The following is a 19,150-nucleotide window of genomic DNA, read 5'->3' as shown; positions in this document are numbered from 1 at the left end:
ACGGGTTGTATGGCCACTGCCCGCCCCGGAGTCACCGCCCGGCCCCAGGGGCACCGCCCACCCCCGGGGCCACCGTCCCCGGGGTCACCGCCCCCGCCTCCAGCCAGCCGCCGCGACTTCCTCTTCCAGGAGCCCTCCATGCCGTTCGACACGCCCGTCGCACCCGCTCCGGCCGCCGTCCGGTTGCCGCTCTCGGTGGCCCAGCGTGACATCTGGACGGCACACGCCCTCGACCCGACCGGCGTCAAGTACAACGTCGCCGAGTGCCGCGAGATCCTCGGACCGGTCGACCCGGAGCTGATGGCGGCGGCCTGGCGCCGGCTCGCGGAGGAGGCCGACTTCCTCCGCGTCCGGGGCTTCGAGGACGACGGCGAGCAGGTGTGGCAGCTCATCGACCCCGCCGACGCCGACGCCGCCGGCGCCCACGACCTCCCGTTCACCGACGTCAGCGCGGCCGACGACCCGGAGGCCGAGGCCTGGCGGCTGATCGACGGCATGATCAGCACCCCCTTCGACCTGACCCGCCGCCCGCCCGTCCGCTGCGCCCTGCTCAAACTGGGCGAGGAGCGGTACTTCTACTTCTACGGCTTCCACCACCTGGTCGTCGACGGCGTGGGCGTGTCCATGGCCCTCGCCCGCCTGATCGAGCTGTACGAGCGGGCCGTCGCGGGCGAACCCTGGGGGCCCTCCCCGTTCGGCGGCCTCACCGACCTGCTCGCCGAGGACGCGGAGTACCGGAACTCCGACCGGGCCGCCGCCGACCTGGCCGCCTGGCGCGAACACCTCGTCGGCGCCCCCGACGCGCCCGCCGGCCTCGTCCGGGGCACCGGCCGGGCCCCCGCCGCGCACGGCGGCCTGCCCTTCGCGCGCCGCAGCGTGCGGGTGTCCGCGGCGGACGCCGACCGGCTGCGGGCGGTCGCCCGCGGCGAACGGGTCTCCTGGTCCGTCCTCCTCGTGGCCCTCTTCTCGGTCTACCTGCACCGCGTCACGGGCCGCGAGGAACTCGTCCTCGCCCTGCCGGTGACGGGCCGCACGACCCGGCAGGCCCGCAGCACCCCCGGCATGTCGTCGAACGTGGTGCCGCTCCGGCTCCGGATACGCCCCGGAGAAACCCTCGGCGCCCTGGTCCGCGCGGCCGCCGCCGAGGTCAAGCACGGCCTGCGCCACCAGCTGACCCGCTACGAGGACCTGTGCCGGGACGCCGGGGTCGTCGACGGCTCCCGCCGCCTCGCCGCGCCCGTCCTCAACATCATGGGCTTCCACGCGGAACTCACCGTCTGCGGCCGTCCGACCCTCAACCACAACGTCAGCAACGGCCCGGTGGACGACCTCGCCGTCGCCGTCCTCGACCTCGGCGCCGCGCACGGCCTGCGGATCGACTTCGACACCCCGGTCCACGACGTCGACCCGGCGTCCGTCGCCGCCCACCAGGACCGCTTCGCCGCCTTCCTCACCACCGTCCTCGCCCCCGACCGGCCGACCGAGCGCCGGATCGCCGACCTCGACGTCCTGACGGAGACCGAACGCGCCCTGCTCACCGGCCCGTGGGCCGGACCGGTGACCGACCCCGCCGCAACCACCGGAACCGCCGGCACGACCCTCGTGGCACGCTTCGAGGAGCAGGCGGCCCGGCACCCCGACGGGACCGCGCTGATCGACGGCGACCGGAGCGTCACGTACGCCGAACTCAACGCCGCCGCCAACCGCTGGGCCCGCCACCTGAGCGCACGCGGCCTGAGCCGCGGCGACCTGGCGGGCATCCTCCTGGAGCGCGGCATCCGCTTCGCCACCGCCCTCCTCGCCGTACTGAAGACCGGCGCCGCCCACGTCCTGCTCGACCCCGACTTCCCCGACGAGCGCCTCCGCGCGGCCGCCGCCGACGCCGGCATCCGCCACCTCCTCACCCGCCCGTCCCTCGCCGGACGCCTCGACGGCCCCTGGGCGACCCACACCGAGGCCCCCGGCGAACTCCTCTCCTACGGCCCCGGAAACCCCGGCCTCCCCGTCGGCCCCGACGACCCGGCCTGCCTGATGTTCACCTCGGGCTCGACGGGCCGGCCCAAGGCGATCCTGTCGTCCCACCGCAACTTGACGTCGACCCTGATCGGCCAGCCCTACCTGCCCACCGGCCCGGACCAGGTCTACCTCCAGTGCTCACCGGTCTCCTGGGACGCGTTCAGCCTGGAGCTCTGGGGCGGCCTCCTCCACGGCGGCACCGTCGTGCTCCAGCCGGGACAGAAACCCGAACCGGCCCTCGTCGCCGAACTGGCCCGCCGGCACGGCGTCACCACGCTCCTGCTGTCCGCCACCCTCTTCAACTACCTCACCGACGAACACCCGGAGGCGTTCGCCACCGTCACCACCGCCTTCACCGTCGGTGAGGCCGCCTCCCCGGCCCACGTCCACAAGCTCCAGCGGATCAGGCCCGGCATCACGGTCCTCAACGGATACGGCCCCGCCGAGGTGATGATCTTCGCCACGACCCATGCCGTCGAACCGGCCGACCGGCCCCACGCCGTCATTCCGGTCGGCACCCCCCTGGTCGACAAGCCCGCCTACGTCCTCGACCCCCACCTGAACCTGTGCCCGCCCGGAACCACCGGAGAGCTGTACGTGGCCGGCGAGGGCCTGGCCCACGGCTACCTGGGGCGCCCGGACCTGACGGCCACCCGCTTCGTGCCGAACCCGTTCGGACCCGGCCGGCTCTACCGGACCGGCGACCTGGCCCGCTTCGACGGCGAGGGACGTCTCGTCTACGAGGGCCGGGCGGACGACCAGATCAAGATCCGGGGCTTCCGGATCGAGCCCGGCGAGACCGAGGCCGCGCTCCTGACCCACCCCCGGGTCACCCGGGCCGTCGTCACCGTCCACGAGAAGCGCCTCGCCGCGTACGTCGTCACCGACGGCGACGTCCACCCGGAGGAGATCCGGGGGCACGTGGCCGACCGGCTCCCCGAGCACCTCGTTCCCACCTATCTGACCCTCGTCGACCGGCTGCCCGTCACCCCCAACGGCAAGATCGACAAGCGGGCCCTGCCGGCCCCGACGGCCCTCCTCACCACCCGGCGCGCCCCGCGCACCCGGACGGAGGAGACCCTCGTCGCCCTCTTCGGCACGACGCTGGAGACGACGGACCCGATCGGCATCGACGACAGCTTCTTCGCGCTCGGCGGTCATTCGCTGCTGGCGGCGCGGCTGACGAACCACATCGCGGACGCGCTGGGCGTGCGGCTGACGATCCGTGACGTGTTCGGGAGCCCGACGGTGGCGGGCCTCGCGGAACTGGTCGGGGACGAGGGAGACGTACGAGACGTCCTTCCCCCACTGGTGGCGGGGGAGGGAGACGGGGACGGGCCGCCCCCGGCCTCGTACGCACAGCGGCGCTTGTGGCTCCTCGCCGGCCTCGACGGTGACAGCGCGGCCTACAACGTGCCGATGGTGGTGCGGCTGGAGGGTGGTGCGCTGGACCTGGCGGCGTTGGAGGCGGCGTTGGGGGACGTGGTGGAGCGTCATGCTCCGCTGCGGACGGTCTTCGAGACCGTGGACGGCGAGCCGCACCAGCGGATCCTTCCGCCCGAACGCGCGAAGCCGACGATCCGGCGACGCCGGGTGGAGACGGCGCACCTGGACGCGGAACTGGCCGCGGAGGCGGGCCGGGTGTTCGACCTGGCGGCGGAGATCCCGGTGCGGGCGGTGGTGTTCGACCTGGCTGACGGGTCGGCCGCGCTGTCGCTGGTCGTGCACCACATCGCGACCGACGGTGTGTCCAGTGGGGTGTTCTTCGCGGATCTGGAGCGGGCCTACGAGGCCCGGATCGGGGGAGCGGAGAGCAGCGTCCTGGACCCGCTGGCCGTCCAGTACGCCGACTACGCGGCCTGGCAGCGACGGGTGTTGGGCGATGCGGCCGACCCCGGGAGCGTGCTGGGACGGGAGCTCGGCTTCTGGCGCGGGGCGCTGGAGGGGCTGCCGGAGGAGCACGGGCTGAGCCTGGACCGGCCGAGGCCGGCACGGGCGTCCCATCGGGGCGGTCAGGTCGAGGTCGATCTGGGTGCGGATGTCTTCGCGCGGGTGACGGCCTTTGCCCGGAGTGAGGGGTGCACGCCGTTCATGGTGGTCCACGCGGCCCTGGTCGCGGCCCTGACCCGGTGGGGTGCGGGGTCCGATCTGGCGATCGGTTCGCCGGTGGCGGGTCGTGGGGACAAGGCGCTGGAGGGTCTGGTCGGGTTCTTCGTGAACACGCTGGTCCTGCGGACCGACAGCTCGGGCGACCCGACATTCCGCGAACTGCTCGGCCGGGTGCGAGCTGTCGACCTGGACGCGTTTGCGCACCAGGAGACCCCCTTCGACCTGATGCTGGAGGCGGTCAACCCCACCCGTACGCTCTCCCGCCACCCTCTCTTCCAAATCTGCCTCGGCCTCGAATCCGACGGAGAAGCGGCCTTCGCGCTGAAGGGCGTGCGGACCGGGCCCGTCGAAAAGGTCTCCAACGGATCCGCCAAGTTCGACCTGGAGTTCTTCCTCCGCTCCGGCGACGCGAAGTCGCTCCGGGCCACCGTGCTCTTCGCCGCCGACCTGTTCGACGAGGCGACGGTACGCCGCTTGGCGACGGCCCTCGGTGAAGTCCTGGTTCAGGTGCTGGACGAGCCGGGCGTCCGGCTCTCCGGGCTTGACGTGCTGTCGGGTGCGGAGCGTGAGCTGCTGACCGGTCCGTGGGCCGGGACGACGGCCGAGGTGGGTGACGCCTCGCTGGTCGAGCGGTTCGAGGAGCAGGTGGCGCGGTTCCCCGAGCGGGTCGCGCTGGTCGACGGCGAGCGGAGCATCACGTACGCCGAGCTGAACACCGTCGCCAACCGCTGGGCCCGTCACCTGAGTTCGTACGGCCTGGGGCGCGGCGACATGGCCGGTGTGCTCTTTGAGCGGGGTGCGGACTTCGCGGCGGCTGTGATCGCCGTGGTCAAGACGGGAGCCGGTTACACGCTTCTGGACCCGGACTTCCCCGACGAGCGGCTGCGCTCGGCCGCCACCGACGCCGGCATCGGTGTCCTGGTCACCGGCCCCCGCCTCGCGGGACGCCTGGAGGGACCGTGGCGGACCGTCTCCTGCTCGCCCGGGGAGCTGGGCGACCTGTCCGGGGAGAACCTGGGCGTCGAGCTGACCGGCGACGACACGGCCTGCCTGATGTTCACGTCGGGGTCGACGGGCCGGCCGAAGGGGATCCTGTCGTCGCACCGGAACCTGGTGTCGACGGTGAGCGGTCAGTCGTACGGCAGGTTCGGGCCGGGCGAGGTGTTCTTGCAGTGCTCGCCGGTGTCGTGGGACGCGTTCAGTCTGGAGTTCTGGGGTGCGCTGCTGCACGGCGGGACCTCGGTGTTGCAGCCGGGGCAGCGGCCCGAGCCCGTACTGATCAGTGAGCTGTCCCGCCGTCATGGCGTGACGATGTTGCAGTTGTCGGCGAGTCTGTTCAACTTCCTGGTGGACGAGCACCCGGAGGCCTTCGCCACGGTCACAGTCGCCTTCACCGGTGGCGAGGCCGCCTCTCCGGCGCACGTGCACAAGCTCCAGCGGCTCAAGCCCGGCGTTGAAGTGGTGAACGGTTACGGGCCGGCCGAGTCGATGGGCTTTACGACGACTCATCTCATCGAGGCCACCGATCAGCCCCACACCGTCGTCCCGATCGGAACCCCTCTGGTCAACAAGGGGAGTTACGTTCTCGACGCCCGGTTGAACCTGTGCCCGCCGGGTGTGACCGGGGAGCTCTACCTCGCCGGTGAGGGCCTGGCGCACGGCTACCTCGGTCGGCCGGACCTGACGGCCATCCGTTTCGTACCGAACCCGTTCGGATCCGGCCGGCTCTACCGGACCGGTGACCTGGCCCGCTTCGACCGGGGCGGCCATCTGCTCTACGAGGGCCGGGCGGACGACCAGATCAAGATCCGGGGCTTCCGGGTCGAGCCCGGCGAGACCGAGGCCGCGCTCGTCACCCATCCCCGGGTCACCCAGGCCGTCGTCACCGTCCACCACGACCGGCTCGCCGCGTACGTCGTCACCGACGACGACATCCACCCGGAGGAGATCCGGCGGCACGTGGCCGACCGGCTCCCCGAGCACCTCGTACCCGCGCACGTGATCCTCCTGGAGCGGCTGCCCCTCACGCCGAACGGGAAGATCGACAAGCGCGCCCTTCCCGAGCCGGCCGTCGTCGCCGTCTCCGGCCGTGCGCCGCGCACCCCGCTCGAAGCGACCCTGCTCGCCCTCTTCGTCCGCGTCCTCGACGCCCCCGCCGACCTCACCGTCGACGACGACTTCTTCCACCACGGCGGCCATTCGCTGCTGGCGGCGCGTCTGACGAACCACATCGCGGACGCGTTGGGCGTCCGGCTGACGATCCGGGACGTGTTCGGAAGCCCGACGGTGGCGGGCCTCGCGGAGCTGGTCGCGGGTGAGGGGGACGTACGGGATGCCCTTCCGGCGCTGGTGGCGGGGGAGGGGGACGGTCTGTCCCCGGCCTCGTACGCACAGCGGCGGCTGTGGCTCCTTTCGCAGCTCGACGGCGACAGCGCGGCCTACAACGTGCCGATGGTGGTGCGTCTGGAGGGTGGTGCGCTGGAGCTGGCGGCGCTGGAGGGTGCGTTGGGGGACGTGGTGGAGCGTCATGCTCCGCTGCGGACGGTCTTCGAGACCGTGGACGGCGAGCCGCACCAGCGGATCCTTCCGCCGGAGCAGGCACGTGTGAGCGTGGAGTTCCGACGCACCCAAGGCGGCCTCATTGATGCCGAGTTGGCTGCGGAGGCGGGTCGGGTGTTCGACCTGGCGGCGGAGATTCCGGTGCGGGCGGTGGTGTTCGACCTGGGTGACGGGTCGTCGGTGCTGCTGTTGGTGGTGCACCACATCGCGACCGACGGTGTGTCGAGCGGGGTGTTCTTCGCGGATCTTGAGCGGGCTTACGAGGCCCGGGTCGGGGGAGCGGAGACCAGCGTCCTGGCCCCGCTGGCCGTTCAGTACGCCGACTATGCGGCCTGGCAGCGGCGCGTACTGGGCACGGCGGACGACCCGGACAGCGTGCTCGGCCGGGAACTCGGCTTCTGGCGCGGGGCGCTGGAAGGCCTTCCCGAGGAGCACGGGCTGAGCCTGGACCGGCCCCGGCCGGCGAAGGCCTCCCACCTGGGCGGTCAGGTCGACGTCGATCTCGGTGCGGACGTCTTCGCGCGGGTGACCGCCTTCGCCCGGAGCGAGGGGTGCACGCCGTTCATGGTGGTCCACGCGGCCCTGGTCGCGGCCCTGACCCGGTGGGGTGCGGGGTCCGACCTGGCGATCGGTTCGCCGGTGGCGGGTCGTGGGGACAAGGCGCTGGACGACCTGGTCGGGTTCTTCGTGAACACGCTGGTCCTGCGGACCGACAGCGCGGGCGACCCGACGTTCCGCGAACTCCTGGGCCGGGTCCGTACCGCCGACCTGGACGCCTTCGCCCATCAGGAGACCCCCTTCGACCTCGTCCTGGAGGCGGTCAACCCCACCCGTACGCTCTCCCGCCACCCCCTCTTCCAGATCTGCCTCGGCCTTGAGGCGAGCACAGCCCCGCGACTGGACCTGGCCGGTGTCCGTACCTCCGAGCTCTCGGGCCTCGCGAACGGATCGGTCAAGTTCGACCTGGAGTTCCTGCTCCGCTCCGACGACGGCCGGCGCCTGCACGGTGCTGTGCTCTTCGCCGGGGAGCTGTTCGACGAGGTGACGGTACGGCGCTTGGCGACGGCTCTCGGTGAGGTGCTGGTTCAGGTGCTGGACGAGCCGGGTGTCCGGCTCTCGGGCCTGGACGTGTTGTCGGGTGCGGAGCGTGAGCTGCTGACCGGTCCGTGGGCCGGGACGACGGCCGAGGTGGGTGACGCCTCGCTGGTCGAGCGGTTCGAGGAGCAGGCCGCCCGCCATCCGGACCGCGTCGCCCTGATCGACGGCGAGCGAAGCGTCACGTACGCCGAGCTGAACGGCACCGCCAACCGCTGGGCCCGGCTGCTGCGGGAGCGCGGGCTGCGCCGGGGCGACATGGCCGGTGTGCTGCTTGAGCGGGGCGCGGACTTCGCGGCGGCCGTGATCGCCGTGGTCAAGACGGGAGCCGGGTACACGCTCCTGGACCCGGACTTCCCCGACGAGCGGCTGCGCTCGGCCGCCACCGACGCCGGCATCCGCCACCTCCTCACCTGCCTGTCCCTCGCCGCGCGCATCGACGGACCCTGGGCGACCCACACGGAGGCCCCGGCCGAGCTCCCGTCCCTCGGGACCGGCAACCTCGGTCTGCCGATCGGCCCGGACGACTCCGCCTGCCTGATGTTCACGTCGGGGTCGACGGGCCGTCCGAAGGGGATCCTGTCCTCGCACCGGAATCTGGTGTCGACGGTGAGTGGTCAGTCGTACGGCAGGTTCGGGCCGGGTGAGGTGTTCTTGCAGTGCTCGCCGGTCTCCTGGGACGCGTTCAGTCTGGAGTTCTGGGGTGCACTGCTGCATGGCGGAACCTCCGTGCTTCAGCCGGGGCAGCGGCCCGAGCCCGTACTGATCAGCGAGTTGTCCCGCCGTCACGGTGTGACGATGTTGCAGTTGTCGGCGAGCTTGTTCAACTTCCTGGTGGACGAGCACCCGGAAGCGTTCGCCTCGGTCACAGTCGCCTTCACCGGTGGCGAGGCCGCCTCTCCGGCGCACGTGCACAAGCTCCAGCGGCTCAAGCCCGGCATCGAGATCGTCAACGGTTACGGGCCCGCCGAGTCCATGGGCTTCACCACCACCCACCCCATCGCCCCCGGCGACGAACCGCACTCCCTCGTCCCGATCGGAACTCCTCTGGTCAACAAGGGGAGTTACGTCCTCGACGCCCGGTTGAACCTGTGCCCGCCGGGTGTGACCGGGGAGCTTTATCTCGCCGGTGAGGGCCTGGCGCACGGCTACCTCGGTCGGCCGGATCTGACGGCCATCCGTTTCGTACCGAACCCGTTCGGGTCCGGTCGGCTCTACCGGACCGGTGACCTGGCCCGCTTCGACCGGGACGGTCATCTGCTCTACGAGGGCCGGGTGGACGACCAGATCAAGATCCGGGGCTTCCGGGTCGAGCCCGGCGAGACCGAGGCCGCACTTCTGACCCATCCCCGGGTCACCCAGGCGGTCGTCACCGTCCACCAGGACCGGCTCGCCGCGTACGTCGTCACCGACGGCGACGTCCCTCCGGAAGAGGTCCGGGGGCACGTGGCGGACCGGCTGCCCGAGCACCTCGTCCCGGCCCACCTCACGTTCCTGGAGCGGCTGCCCCTCACCCCGAACGGGAAGATCGACAAGCGTGCCCTTCCCGAGCCGGCCGTCGTCGCCGTCTCCGGCCGTGCCCCGCGCACCCCGCTCGAAGAGACCCTGCTCGCCCTCTTCGTCCGCGTCCTCGACGCCCCCGCCGACCTCACCGTCGACGACGACTTCTTCCACCACGGCGGCCACTCCCTCCTGGGGGCCCGCCTCACCAACCACATCGCCGGTGCCCTGGACGTGCGGCTCACCGTCCGCGACGTCTTCCAGCACCCGACCCCCGCCCGGCTCGCCGCGCACGTCGAAGCGCTCAAGACCACCGCCGCCCCGGCGAAGAAGGCCCGACCCGCCCTCCGCCGCCGTACCGAGACAGAACGGATCAGCTCATGACCTCCTTCCCGGACCCCGCCTCCGCCCCCGCCCCCGAAGACGTCGTCTGGGACCTCCCCGGAGACGCCCCGCACCGCCTGTCGCTGCTCGTGCTGCCGCACGCGGGAGGCAACGCCCACGCGTACAGCACGTGGCGCGAGCACCTGCCGGCCGACGTCCGGCTGCTGATCGGCCAGTACCCGGGCCGGGGCGCCCGCTACAGCGAGGACCTGCCCGAGTCCGTGGACGACCTGGCGCTCCCCGTGGTCGACGCCCTCCCCTCGGACACCGGCCCCCTGGTGGTCCTCGGGCACAGCATGGGCAGCCTGGTCGCCTTCGAGGTGACCCGGGCCCTCCAGGCCGGCGGCCGCACCCCGTACGGCCTGATCGCCTCCGCCTGCCGGGCGCCCGTCCTGCCCAACCAGTGCCCGGTGCACCCCGAGCGGCTGGACGACGACCAGCTCGTCGCCGCCATCAAGGAGCGCGGCGGCACCGACGACGGCATCCTGGACGACCCGGAGCTCCGCGAGATCGTCCTGCCGTCCATCCGCGCCGACTTCGCCATCGACGACGTCTACCGGTGCACCGCCCCGAGCGTGCGGCTCGACTGCCCGGTCGCGGTGTTCGGCGGCGACGCCGACCCGATCGTCCCGGCCGACATGCTCGACGGCTGGTCCCTCGTCTCCGGACGGCCGGTCGAGCCCGAGGTGCTGCCCGGCGACCACTTCTACTTCCAGCAGGACCTGCCCGGCTTCTTCGCCCGGCTGAACCCGGTCCTCGACGCCCTGCGCGCCTCCGCGACCACGGCCGCCTGACCCGCGCCCCCCCGTAAACACCCATCGAACCCCCTTCCCACGGAAGACGAGGAACCCGCCATGACCACGTTCGCCCCCAGCCCGGCCGCCGCCGGCGTCACCGTAGTCCGCGAGCCGGGCAAGCCGGCGATCCTCCACACGCCCGCCTTCGGCACCATGGCCGAGGCCGCCGCGTGGCTGTCCGACCGGCGCGCCGACATCCAGGCCGAGCTGCACCGCTCCGGCGCGGTCATGCTGCGCGGCCTGCCCGTCACGGACGCGGCGACCTTCGCCGAGGCGCGGGACGCGCTGATCGCCGAGCGCGCCGGCTACAAGGAGAAGGCCACCCCGCGCACCGACTTCGGCGAGGGCGTCTTCTCCTCCACCGACCTCCCGGCCGCCCAGCCGATCCGCCTCCACAACGAGAACAGCTACACCCTCGACTTCCCCGGCGTGCTGCTCTTCGGCTGCGTCACCGCCGCCGAGACCGGCGGCGCCACCACCGTCGGCGACATGCGGAAGGCCCTCGCCCTGCTCCCGCCGGACCTCGTGGACCGGTTCGCCGAGGCCGGCTGGCTCCTCGTCCGCAACTACTCCGACCTGGCGGGGATGCCCTGGCGCAAGGCGTTCTCCTCGGACGAGCCGGCGGGCGCCGAGGCGTACTGCGACGACCACGCCATCGGCTACGAATGGCTCGACGAGGACACCCTGCGCACCCGCCAGCGCCGCTCCGCGATCATCACCCACCCGGTGACCGGCGAGCGCGTCTGGTTCAACCACTTCGCGTTCTGGAACGCCCGCAGCCTCGACGAGGACGTCCGCGAGGTCCTCACCGAGACGTTCGGCGAGGACGGCCTGCCCTTCCACACCCTCCTGGGCGACGGCACCGCCCTCACCGACGCCGAGGTGGACGCCGTCAACGACGCCTACCAGGCGGTCACCGTGCGGGAGAGCTGGCGGACCGGCGACCTGATGCTCGTCGACAACATCCTCTGCGCCCACGGCCGCGAGTCGTACACCGGGGACCGCAAGATCCTCGTCGCCATGGGCGAGCCGGTGCCGCTGTCCGCCTGCTCCCCGACCTCCGCCCCCTCCACCGCCCCGTACGGAAGGTGAGCCCCGCCATGACCGCCGTCCTCCCCGAGCGCCCCGCCACCCGGCCCGCCCCCCTCCCGGGGGAGCACGCCGCGGACTCCTGCTCCTGCGGCACGTGCGCCGCCGGCACCGGCGCGGCCGACCTGCTCGCCCGGCTCGCCACCGCCCCCGGCGGCCGCACCGCCGTCGTCGCGGACGACCGCACCCTCACCTTCGACGAACTGCGCGCCGAGGCCGCCGCGTTCGCCGCCCGGATCGCCGCCCTCGGCGCCGGACCGGAGAGCGTCGTCGCGCTCTGCCTGCCGCGCGGCGCCGGACTCGTCACCGCCATCGTCGGCACCCTCACCGCGGGCGCCGCCTACCTGCCGGTCGACCCCGCCCTGCCCGCCGAGCGCCGCCGCTACCTGGTCGAGGACTCCGGCGCCGACCTGGTGGTGACGGACGGCACGGCCGGATCCCCCGCCCCCGGCACCCGCGCCGTGACGCTCGCCGAGCTGACGGACGCGGACGCCCGGGACGCCGCCCCCGCCCCGTACGCCCCCGTCCCGGTCACCGCCGACACCCTCGCCTACGTCATCTACACCTCCGGCTCCACCGGCCGCCCCAAGGGCGTGGAGATCGGCCGCGGCGCCGTCTCCCTGCTGCTGCGCGAGCTCGAAGGGGCGGGCGCCGCCACCGGCGAGGGCCGCCGGGTCGGCTGGAACGCCTCCCCGTCGTTCGACGCGTCCGTCCAGCAGTGGATACGGCTCTGCCGGGGCGACACCCTCGTCATGATCGACGAGGAGACCCGCCGCGACCCGGCCCTCCTCGCGGCCCTCGTCGACGAACAGGCCCTCACCGACCTGGACGTCACCCCCTCGCACGCGGACCCGCTGCTCGACCTGCTCACCCCGGACGGCGGCCCGCGCCCGCTGACGCTCCTCGTCGGCGGCGAGGCCATCGGCCCGGCGCTCTGGGACCGCCTGGCCGCCGCCCACGCCTCCGGCCTCCTGCGCGCCCTCAACGTGTACGGGCCCACCGAGTGCACCGTCGACGCCACCGCCGGATGGGTCGACCGGCCGGGCGAACCGCACATCGGCACCGCCCTGCCCGGCCTCCGGGCCCGGCTCCTCGACGCGCGCCTCGCCCCGGTGGCGGAGGGGGAGGCCGGCGAGCTGTACCTCACCGGCCCGCGCCTGGCCCGCGGCTACCGCAACCGCCCCGGCCTGACGGCCGAACGCTTCGTCGCCGACCCGTCCGGCGGACGCGCGTACCGCACCGGCGACCGCTGCCGGCGGCTCCCCGACGGCCGGCTCGTCTACCTCGGCCGCGCCGACGGCCAGATCAAGCTGCGCGGCCACCGCATCGAACTCCCCGAGATCGAGGCCGCCCTCACCCGGGTGGACGGCGTCGCCGAGGCCGCCGTGGTCCTCGGCGAGGACGCGGGCGGCACCCCCGGCCTGATCGCCTACCACCGGGGCGGGGACGCCGCCGCGCTCCGCGCCGCGCTCACCGCCGCCCTGCCCGCGTACATGGTCCCGGCCGCGTACGTCGCCGTGGACCGGTTCGCCACCACCCCCAGCGGCAAGCTCGACCGGGCCGCGCTCCCCACCCGCGTCGACACGCCGGCGGACCGGGGGCCCGGGGCGGCCGGGAAGCCGAGCGGCGCGGCGGAGGAGCTGATCGCCCGCGTGTGGACCCAGGTCCTGGGAGCCGCGTCGATCGGCCCCGACGACAACTTCTTCAAGCTCGGCGGCCACTCCCTGCTCGCCATCAAGCTGGTCTCCCGGGTCCGGGCCGAACTCTCCGTCGCGCTGCCCGTCAAGGCCGTCTACGCCCACCCCCGGCTGCGCGACCTCGCCGCCCACATCGAGGAGCTGACGGCCGCGAAGGATGCCTGACCGCAGCCCCCGCCCCCGTCACCGGCTCACCCACCCGCCTCCGCCACTCCCGAGGAGCAGCAATCGTGATCCCCCTGTCCTACGCCCAGCGCCGCTTGTGGTTCCTGGGCCGGCTCGAAGGTCCGTCGTCGGCGTACAACGCGCCCGTGGTGCTCCGGCTGGGGTCGATGCCCGACGCGGGGGTGCTGGAGGCGGCGGTACGGGACGTGGTGGAGCGGCACGAGGTGCTGCGGACGGTGTATCCGGCGCGGGACGGCGAGCCGCACCAGCGGGTCGTGGACGCGCCCGGGGTGCCGTTCGAGGTCGAGCGGGGCGTGGCCGCCGGGGAGGTGGACGCGCGGGCGACGGAGTTCGCACGGCTCACCCTCGACGTGACCGACGAACTGCCCGTACGGGTCAGGCTGTTCGGGGTGGAGGACGGGGCGGCGGTGCTGGTGCTGCTCGTCCACCACATCGCCACGGACGGCTGGTCCGTGGGCTGCCTCCTCGCGGACCTGGACCTCGCCTACCGGGCCCGCGCCGAGGGCCGTGCCCCCGACTGGGAGCCGCTGCCCGTCCAGTACGCCGATTACGCCCTCTGGCAGCGGGACATGCTCGGTGACCCCGAGGACCCCGACAGCACCGCTCACGAGCAACTGGCCTTCTGGCGCGAGGCCCTCGACGGCGTCCCGGCGGAGACGCGGCTGCCCGCCGACCGGCCCCGGTCGACCGAGCCCGGGCAGCGGCGGGGCGCGGCGGTGACCCTGGACCTGGACGCCGGGACCCACCGGGGCCTGACCGCCCTCGCCCGTGCCCGGCGGGCGACGTTCTTCATGGTGGTGCGGTCGGCGCTGTCCCTGGCCCTGCGGGCGGCGGGCGCCGGGTCGGACCTGGTGGTGGGGACGCCGGTCGCCGGGCGGCCGGAGGAGGCGCTGCACGAGCTCGTGGGGTTCTTCGTGAACACGCTGGCGCTGCGCACGGACCTGTCGGGCGATCCGACGCTCGGTGAGCTGGTAGAGCGGGTGCGGGACGCGGACCTCGCCGCATTCGCGCACGAGGACCTGCCGTTCGACCTGTTGGTGGAGGACCTGAACCCCGAACGGTCCCTCGGCCGGCACCCCTTCTTCCAGGTCATGGTCAGCGCGCGGACCGCGCAGGACGACCCCTACCACCTGGGCGGCATCCCGGCCGTCCTCGACGGCGCCGACCTGGCCACCGCCAAGTTCGACCTGAGCTTCGACTGCCTGGAGCTGTTCGGGGCGGACGGCGGGCCGGACGGGCTGCGCATCGGACTCCAGTACGCGACCGACCTGTACGACGAGGAGACCGCGCTCCTCCTCCTCGACCTGTTCCGGCGGGCGCTGACCGCCCTCGCCGGGCGGCCGGACAGCACGCCGCTGGGACGGGTGGACCTCCTCACCGACGAGGAGCGCCGAGGGCTCAACCGCCGTCACCGGGCACTCGCCGAGGCCCGGCGGCAGCGCGCCGGCGCCCGGAAGGAGCCGCGCGACGGCGACCGGGCGCGTACCGCCACGGACCCCCGCGAGGAGATCCTGCGCGGTCTGTTCGCGGAGATCCTGGGACGCGAGGAGGTGCTGCCGGGAGAGAACTTCTTCAAGCTCGGCGGACACTCCCTCCTCGCGGGCAAGCTCACCAACCGCATTCGCGGCGCCCTAGGCCTCCAGGCCGCCATCCGTGATGTGTTCCTGGCTCCGTCGCCCCGCCAGCTTTTGCGACGGCTCGGCGAGCAGGAGGCCGGTCCCGCCCGTCCCGCCCTGCGGCCCGTGCCGGAGGAGGCGCGGCCCGAACGGATCCCGCTCTCCTACGCCCAGCGCCGGCTGTGGTTCCTGGGCCGGCTCGAAGGCCCGTCGTCGGCGTACAACGCGCCCGTCGTGCTCCGGCTGGACGCCCTGCCCGACGCGGCGGTCCTGGAGGCGGCCCTGCGGGACGTGACCGGGCGGCACGAGGTGCTGCGGACGGTGTATCCGGCGCGGGACGGCGAACCGTACCAGCGGGTCGTGGACGCGCCCGGGACACGGGTGGAGGTCGAGGAGCGCACCCCCGTCGGCGAAGCGCGGGCGCGGGCGACGGACTTCGCCCGGACGACGATCGACGTGACCACTGAACCACCCCTCCGCGTCAGGCTGTTCGAGGTGGAGGACGGGACGGCGGTGCTGGTGCTGCTCGTCCACCACATCGCCACGGACGGCTGGTCCGTGGACCGCCTCCTCGCGGACCTGGACCTCGCCTACCGGGCCCGCGCCGAGGGCCGTGCCCCCGACTGGGAGCCGCTGCCCGTCCAGTACGCCGACTACACCCTCTGGCAGCGCGACCTCCTCGACGCCGGACACGACTTCCTGGGCAGCAGGCTGGACTTCTGGCGTACGGCGCTCGACGGCGCTCCGGCGGAGACGCGGCTGCCCGCCGACCGGCCCCGGACGACCGAGCCCGGACAGCGGCGGGGCGCCCTGGTGACCACGGAGGTCGACGCCGGCGTCCACAAGGCGCTCGGCGGCCTCGCCCGCGCGCAGCGGGCGACGTTCTTCATGGTGGTGCGCTCGGCGCTGTCCCTCGCCCTGCGGGCGGCGGGCGCCGGATCCGATCTGGTGGTCGGGACGCCGGTCGCCGGGCGGCCGGAAGAGGCCCTGCACGACCTGGTCGGGTTCTTCGTCAACACCCTTGCCCTGCGCACCGACCTGTCGGGCGATCCGACGCTCGGGGAGCTGGTCGGGCGGATACGGGACGCGGACCTCGCCGCGTTCGCGCACGACGACCTGCCGTTCGACCTGCTCGTGGAGGACCTGAACCCCGAACGGTCCCTTGGCCGGCACCCCTTCTTCCAGGTCGTGGTCAGCGCCCAGACCGCCGGGGAGGCGCAGGACACGGCCCGTGGCCTCGGCGGCATTTCCGGCACCCTGGACGGCGCCGACCTGGCCACCGCCAAGTTCGACCTCGGCTTCCACTGCGCCGAGACCCTCGGCCCCGACGGCCAACCGGGCGGCGTGCTGCTCGGACTCCAGTACGCGACCGACCTGTACGACGAGGGGACCGCGCTCCTCCTCCTCGACCTGTTCCGGCGGGCGCTGACCGCCCTCGCCGAGCGGCCCGCCGACACGCCGCTCGACGCCGTCCGCCTGGTCACCGACGAGGAGCGCCGGGACCTGGACCGGCGCCACGAGGCCCTCGCCGCCGCCGGGCGGAGCCGTACCGCGTCCGGAAAGGGCGTACGGGACGGGGTCGGGGCCGTCACGGATCCCCGGGAGGAGATCCTGCGGGGACTGTTCGCGGAGATCCTGGGGCGGGAGGAGGTGCTGCCGGGGGAGAACTTCTTCAAGCTCGGCGGACACTCGCTGCTCGCGGGCAAGCTCACCAACCGGATCCGCAAGGCCCTCGGTCTCCAGGCCGCCATCCGTGACGTGTTCCTGGCTCCGACGCCCCGCCAGCTCCTGCGGCGGCTCGGTGAGCAGGAGGCCGGGCCCGCCCGTCCCGCTCTGCGGCCGGTGCCGGAGGAGGCGCGGCCCGAGCGGATCCCGCTCTCCTCCGCCCAGCGCCGGCTGTGGTTCCTGAACCGGCTCGAAGGGCCGTCCGCCACCTACAACATCCCCGTGGTGACCCGGCTCCACCGCCCCCTGGACCCGGCCGTGTTCGCCGCCGCCCTCGCGGACGTCGCCGCCCGGCACGAGGTGCTGCGCACCGTCTACCGCTCCACCGGCGGCGAACCCCACCAGCAGGTCCTCGACGGCGCCGTGCCCGTCCTCGAACAGGTCCGGGCCGACGGCCCCGACGCGCTGCGGGCGGCCGTCGACGAGACCGCCGGGCACGTCTTCGACCTGGCCGCCGAGATCCCCTTCCGGGCCCGGCTCGTCACCGGCGCCGACGGCGGCCAGGTGATGGTGCTGCTCCTGCACCACATCGCGGCCGACGGCTGGTCCACCCCGTGCCTCCTCGCCGACCTCGACACCGCCTACCGGGCCCGTACCGAGGGCCGTGCCCCCGACTGGGAGCCGCTGCCCGTCCAGTACGCCGACTACACCCTCTGGCAGCGCGACCTCCTCGACGGCGAACACGGGCTCTCCGCAGGGCAACTCGCCCACTGGCGCACCGCCCTCGACGGACTGCCGCCGCTGCTCGCCCTGCCCACCGACCGGCCGCGCCCGGCGGAGAGCGACGGGGCCGGCGCCCTCACCGGCTTCGACGTGAGCGCCGCCACCCACCGGGCCCTGCTGCGCCGCGCCCGGAGCGGCGGCGCCACCCTCTTCATGGTCGTGCAGGCCGCCCTCGCCGCCCTCCTCACCCGGCACGGCGCGGGCACCGACATCGCGATCGGCACCACCGTCGCCGGCCGCGCCGACGACGCCCTGCACCCCCTCGTCGGCTTCTTCGTCAACACGCTGGTGCTGCGCACCGACACCTCGGGCGACCCGGCCTTCACCGACCTGGTGCACCGCGTCCGCGAGACGGGCCTCGCCGCCTACAGCCACCAGGACCTCCCCTTCGACCGGCTCGTGGAGCACCTCAGCCCGCACCGCTCCGCCGCCCACGCCCCGCTCGTCCAGGTGATGCTCCAGGTCCACGCCGCGAGCACCCCGGCCGCCCCCGGCGCCCCGAGCGTCCTGGACGGCGAACCGGTCGCGTTCCGCGCGGTCGGCGCCAAGTCCGACCTCACCTTCGCGCTCACCGAACTCACCGGCGCGGACGGCGCCCCGGCCGGGCTGCGCGGCGCCCTCGAATACGCCACCGCCCTCTACGACGAGGACACCGCCCGCCTCCTGGCCCGGCGCCTCGTCGAGACCCTCGACGCGTTCGCCGCCGACCCCGGACTCCCGCTGTCCGGCCCGGAGTACGGCCCGGCCGCCCCCTCGGGACCGGAGGCCGTACGGGACGAGAAGGGGCGCCCCGCACCCGTACGGGTGCCCGGCGAGGTGTATGCGCCGGCCCCCGGCGGCGGCGCGCGGCCCACCGGCCGGCGGGCCTTCCCGGCCGCCGACGGCACCCTGCGGCCCGTCGCCGTCCTCACCGCGGGCGGCTACCCGGTGGAGCCCGGACGGATCGAGGACGTCCTGACCGGCCGTCCCGGCGTGACCGGGGCGAGCGTCGCCGTCCGCGAGGACCGGCTGTACGCGTACGTCACCGTCACCGGTACGCCCGGTACGCCCGGGAGTCCCGGTGGTTCCGGTGGTCCCGGGGGCTCCGGCGCTCCCGGCGAGGCGGAGCTGCGGGCCTTCGCCGCCGAGCGGCTGCCCGAGTACCTGGTCCCCGCCCGGGTCGTCGTCGTGGACCGGCTGCCCGCCCCCGGCGAGCACCCCGACCTCGTTCCGGAGGGGGAGGCGCCGGGCGCGGCCGCCCGGGAGGACGAGCTGCTCGCCCTCTTCCGCGACGTCCTCGGCGGGCGGCCCCTCGGCCGGGACGACAACTTCTTCAAGTCCGGCGGGCACTCCCTCCTCGCGGTCCGGCTGCTCAACCGGATCCGCGCCGAACTCGGCCGGGACCTCACCCTGCGGGACGTCTTCCGCAACCCGACCGCGGCCTCGCTCGCGCGGCGCCTCGCCGACGCGGACCGGGTGCCCGCCGACGCGGGCCGGGCTCCTGCCGACGCCGGTCGGACGTCCGCCGATACGGGCCGGGCTCCCGCCGACGTGCCGCCCGCCTCCTCCGGACCGGTGCCGCCCCGTCCGCCCGCCGTCCCGGCGCTGCGGCGGCGGACCAGGGCGGGGGCGCGCCAGGGCCGCTGACGGACCGGCACCGGCAGCTCCGGACGGC

Annotated in this window: 5 protein-coding genes; all 5 read left to right on the top strand. The window is 74.1% G+C overall.

The genetic code is table 11. The features are described 5' to 3' along the window. The first annotated feature begins 138 nt into the window (after nt 1-138). The 5 genes from ACIQVI_RS21280 (at nt 139) to ACIQVI_RS21260 (ending at nt 19,122) form a co-directional block, all read left to right on the top strand. Nucleotides 139-9,663: an amino acid adenylation domain-containing protein gene (locus ACIQVI_RS21280; RefSeq protein WP_403598036.1), complete on the top strand. Its 9,525-nt coding sequence runs from the start codon at nt 139-141 to the stop codon at nt 9,661-9,663. Further along, nucleotides 9,660-10,457, top strand: coding sequence for an alpha/beta fold hydrolase (locus tag ACIQVI_RS21275; RefSeq protein ID WP_351972315.1), 798 nt, complete (start codon nt 9,660-9,662; stop codon nt 10,455-10,457). Before ACIQVI_RS21280 ends, ACIQVI_RS21275 begins: the two co-directional genes overlap by 4 nt. A 60-nt stretch (nt 10,458-10,517) precedes the next feature. Next, nucleotides 10,518-11,552, top strand: coding sequence for a TauD/TfdA family dioxygenase (locus ACIQVI_RS21270; RefSeq protein ID WP_351972316.1), 1,035 nt, complete (start codon nt 10,518-10,520; stop codon nt 11,550-11,552). 8 nt (nt 11,553-11,560) lie between these two features. Then, on the top strand, nt 11,561-13,411 hold the full coding sequence (locus ACIQVI_RS21265) for an amino acid adenylation domain-containing protein (protein ID WP_403598032.1): 1,851 nt from the start codon (nt 11,561-11,563) through the stop codon (nt 13,409-13,411). 65 nt (nt 13,412-13,476) lie between these two features. Further along, nucleotides 13,477-19,122: a condensation domain-containing protein gene (locus ACIQVI_RS21260; RefSeq protein ID WP_403598030.1), complete on the top strand. Its 5,646-nt coding sequence runs from the start codon at nt 13,477-13,479 to the stop codon at nt 19,120-19,122. Nucleotides 19,123-19,150: the final 28 nt, after the last annotated feature.

The sequence above is a fragment of the Streptomyces sp. NPDC098101 genome (genome assembly GCF_044760185.1).
GTDB lineage: Bacteria > Actinomycetota > Actinomycetes > Streptomycetales > Streptomycetaceae > Streptomyces.
This window is presented reverse-complemented; position numbering and strand designations above follow the sequence as displayed.

Bases quoted from the DNA above. Each gene is read 5' to 3' on its own strand.
- ACIQVI_RS21265 (WP_403598032.1), top strand. From the start codon at position 11,561: ATGACCGCCGTCCTCCCCGAGCGCCCCGCCACCCGGCCCGCCCCCCTC.
- ACIQVI_RS21275 (WP_351972315.1), top strand. From the start codon at position 9,660: ATGACCTCCTTCCCGGACCCCGCCTCCGCCCCCGCCCCCGAAGACGTC.
- ACIQVI_RS21270 (WP_351972316.1), top strand. From the start codon at position 10,518: ATGACCACGTTCGCCCCCAGCCCGGCCGCCGCCGGCGTCACCGTAGTC.
- ACIQVI_RS21280 (WP_403598036.1), top strand. From the start codon at position 139: ATGCCGTTCGACACGCCCGTCGCACCCGCTCCGGCCGCCGTCCGGTTG.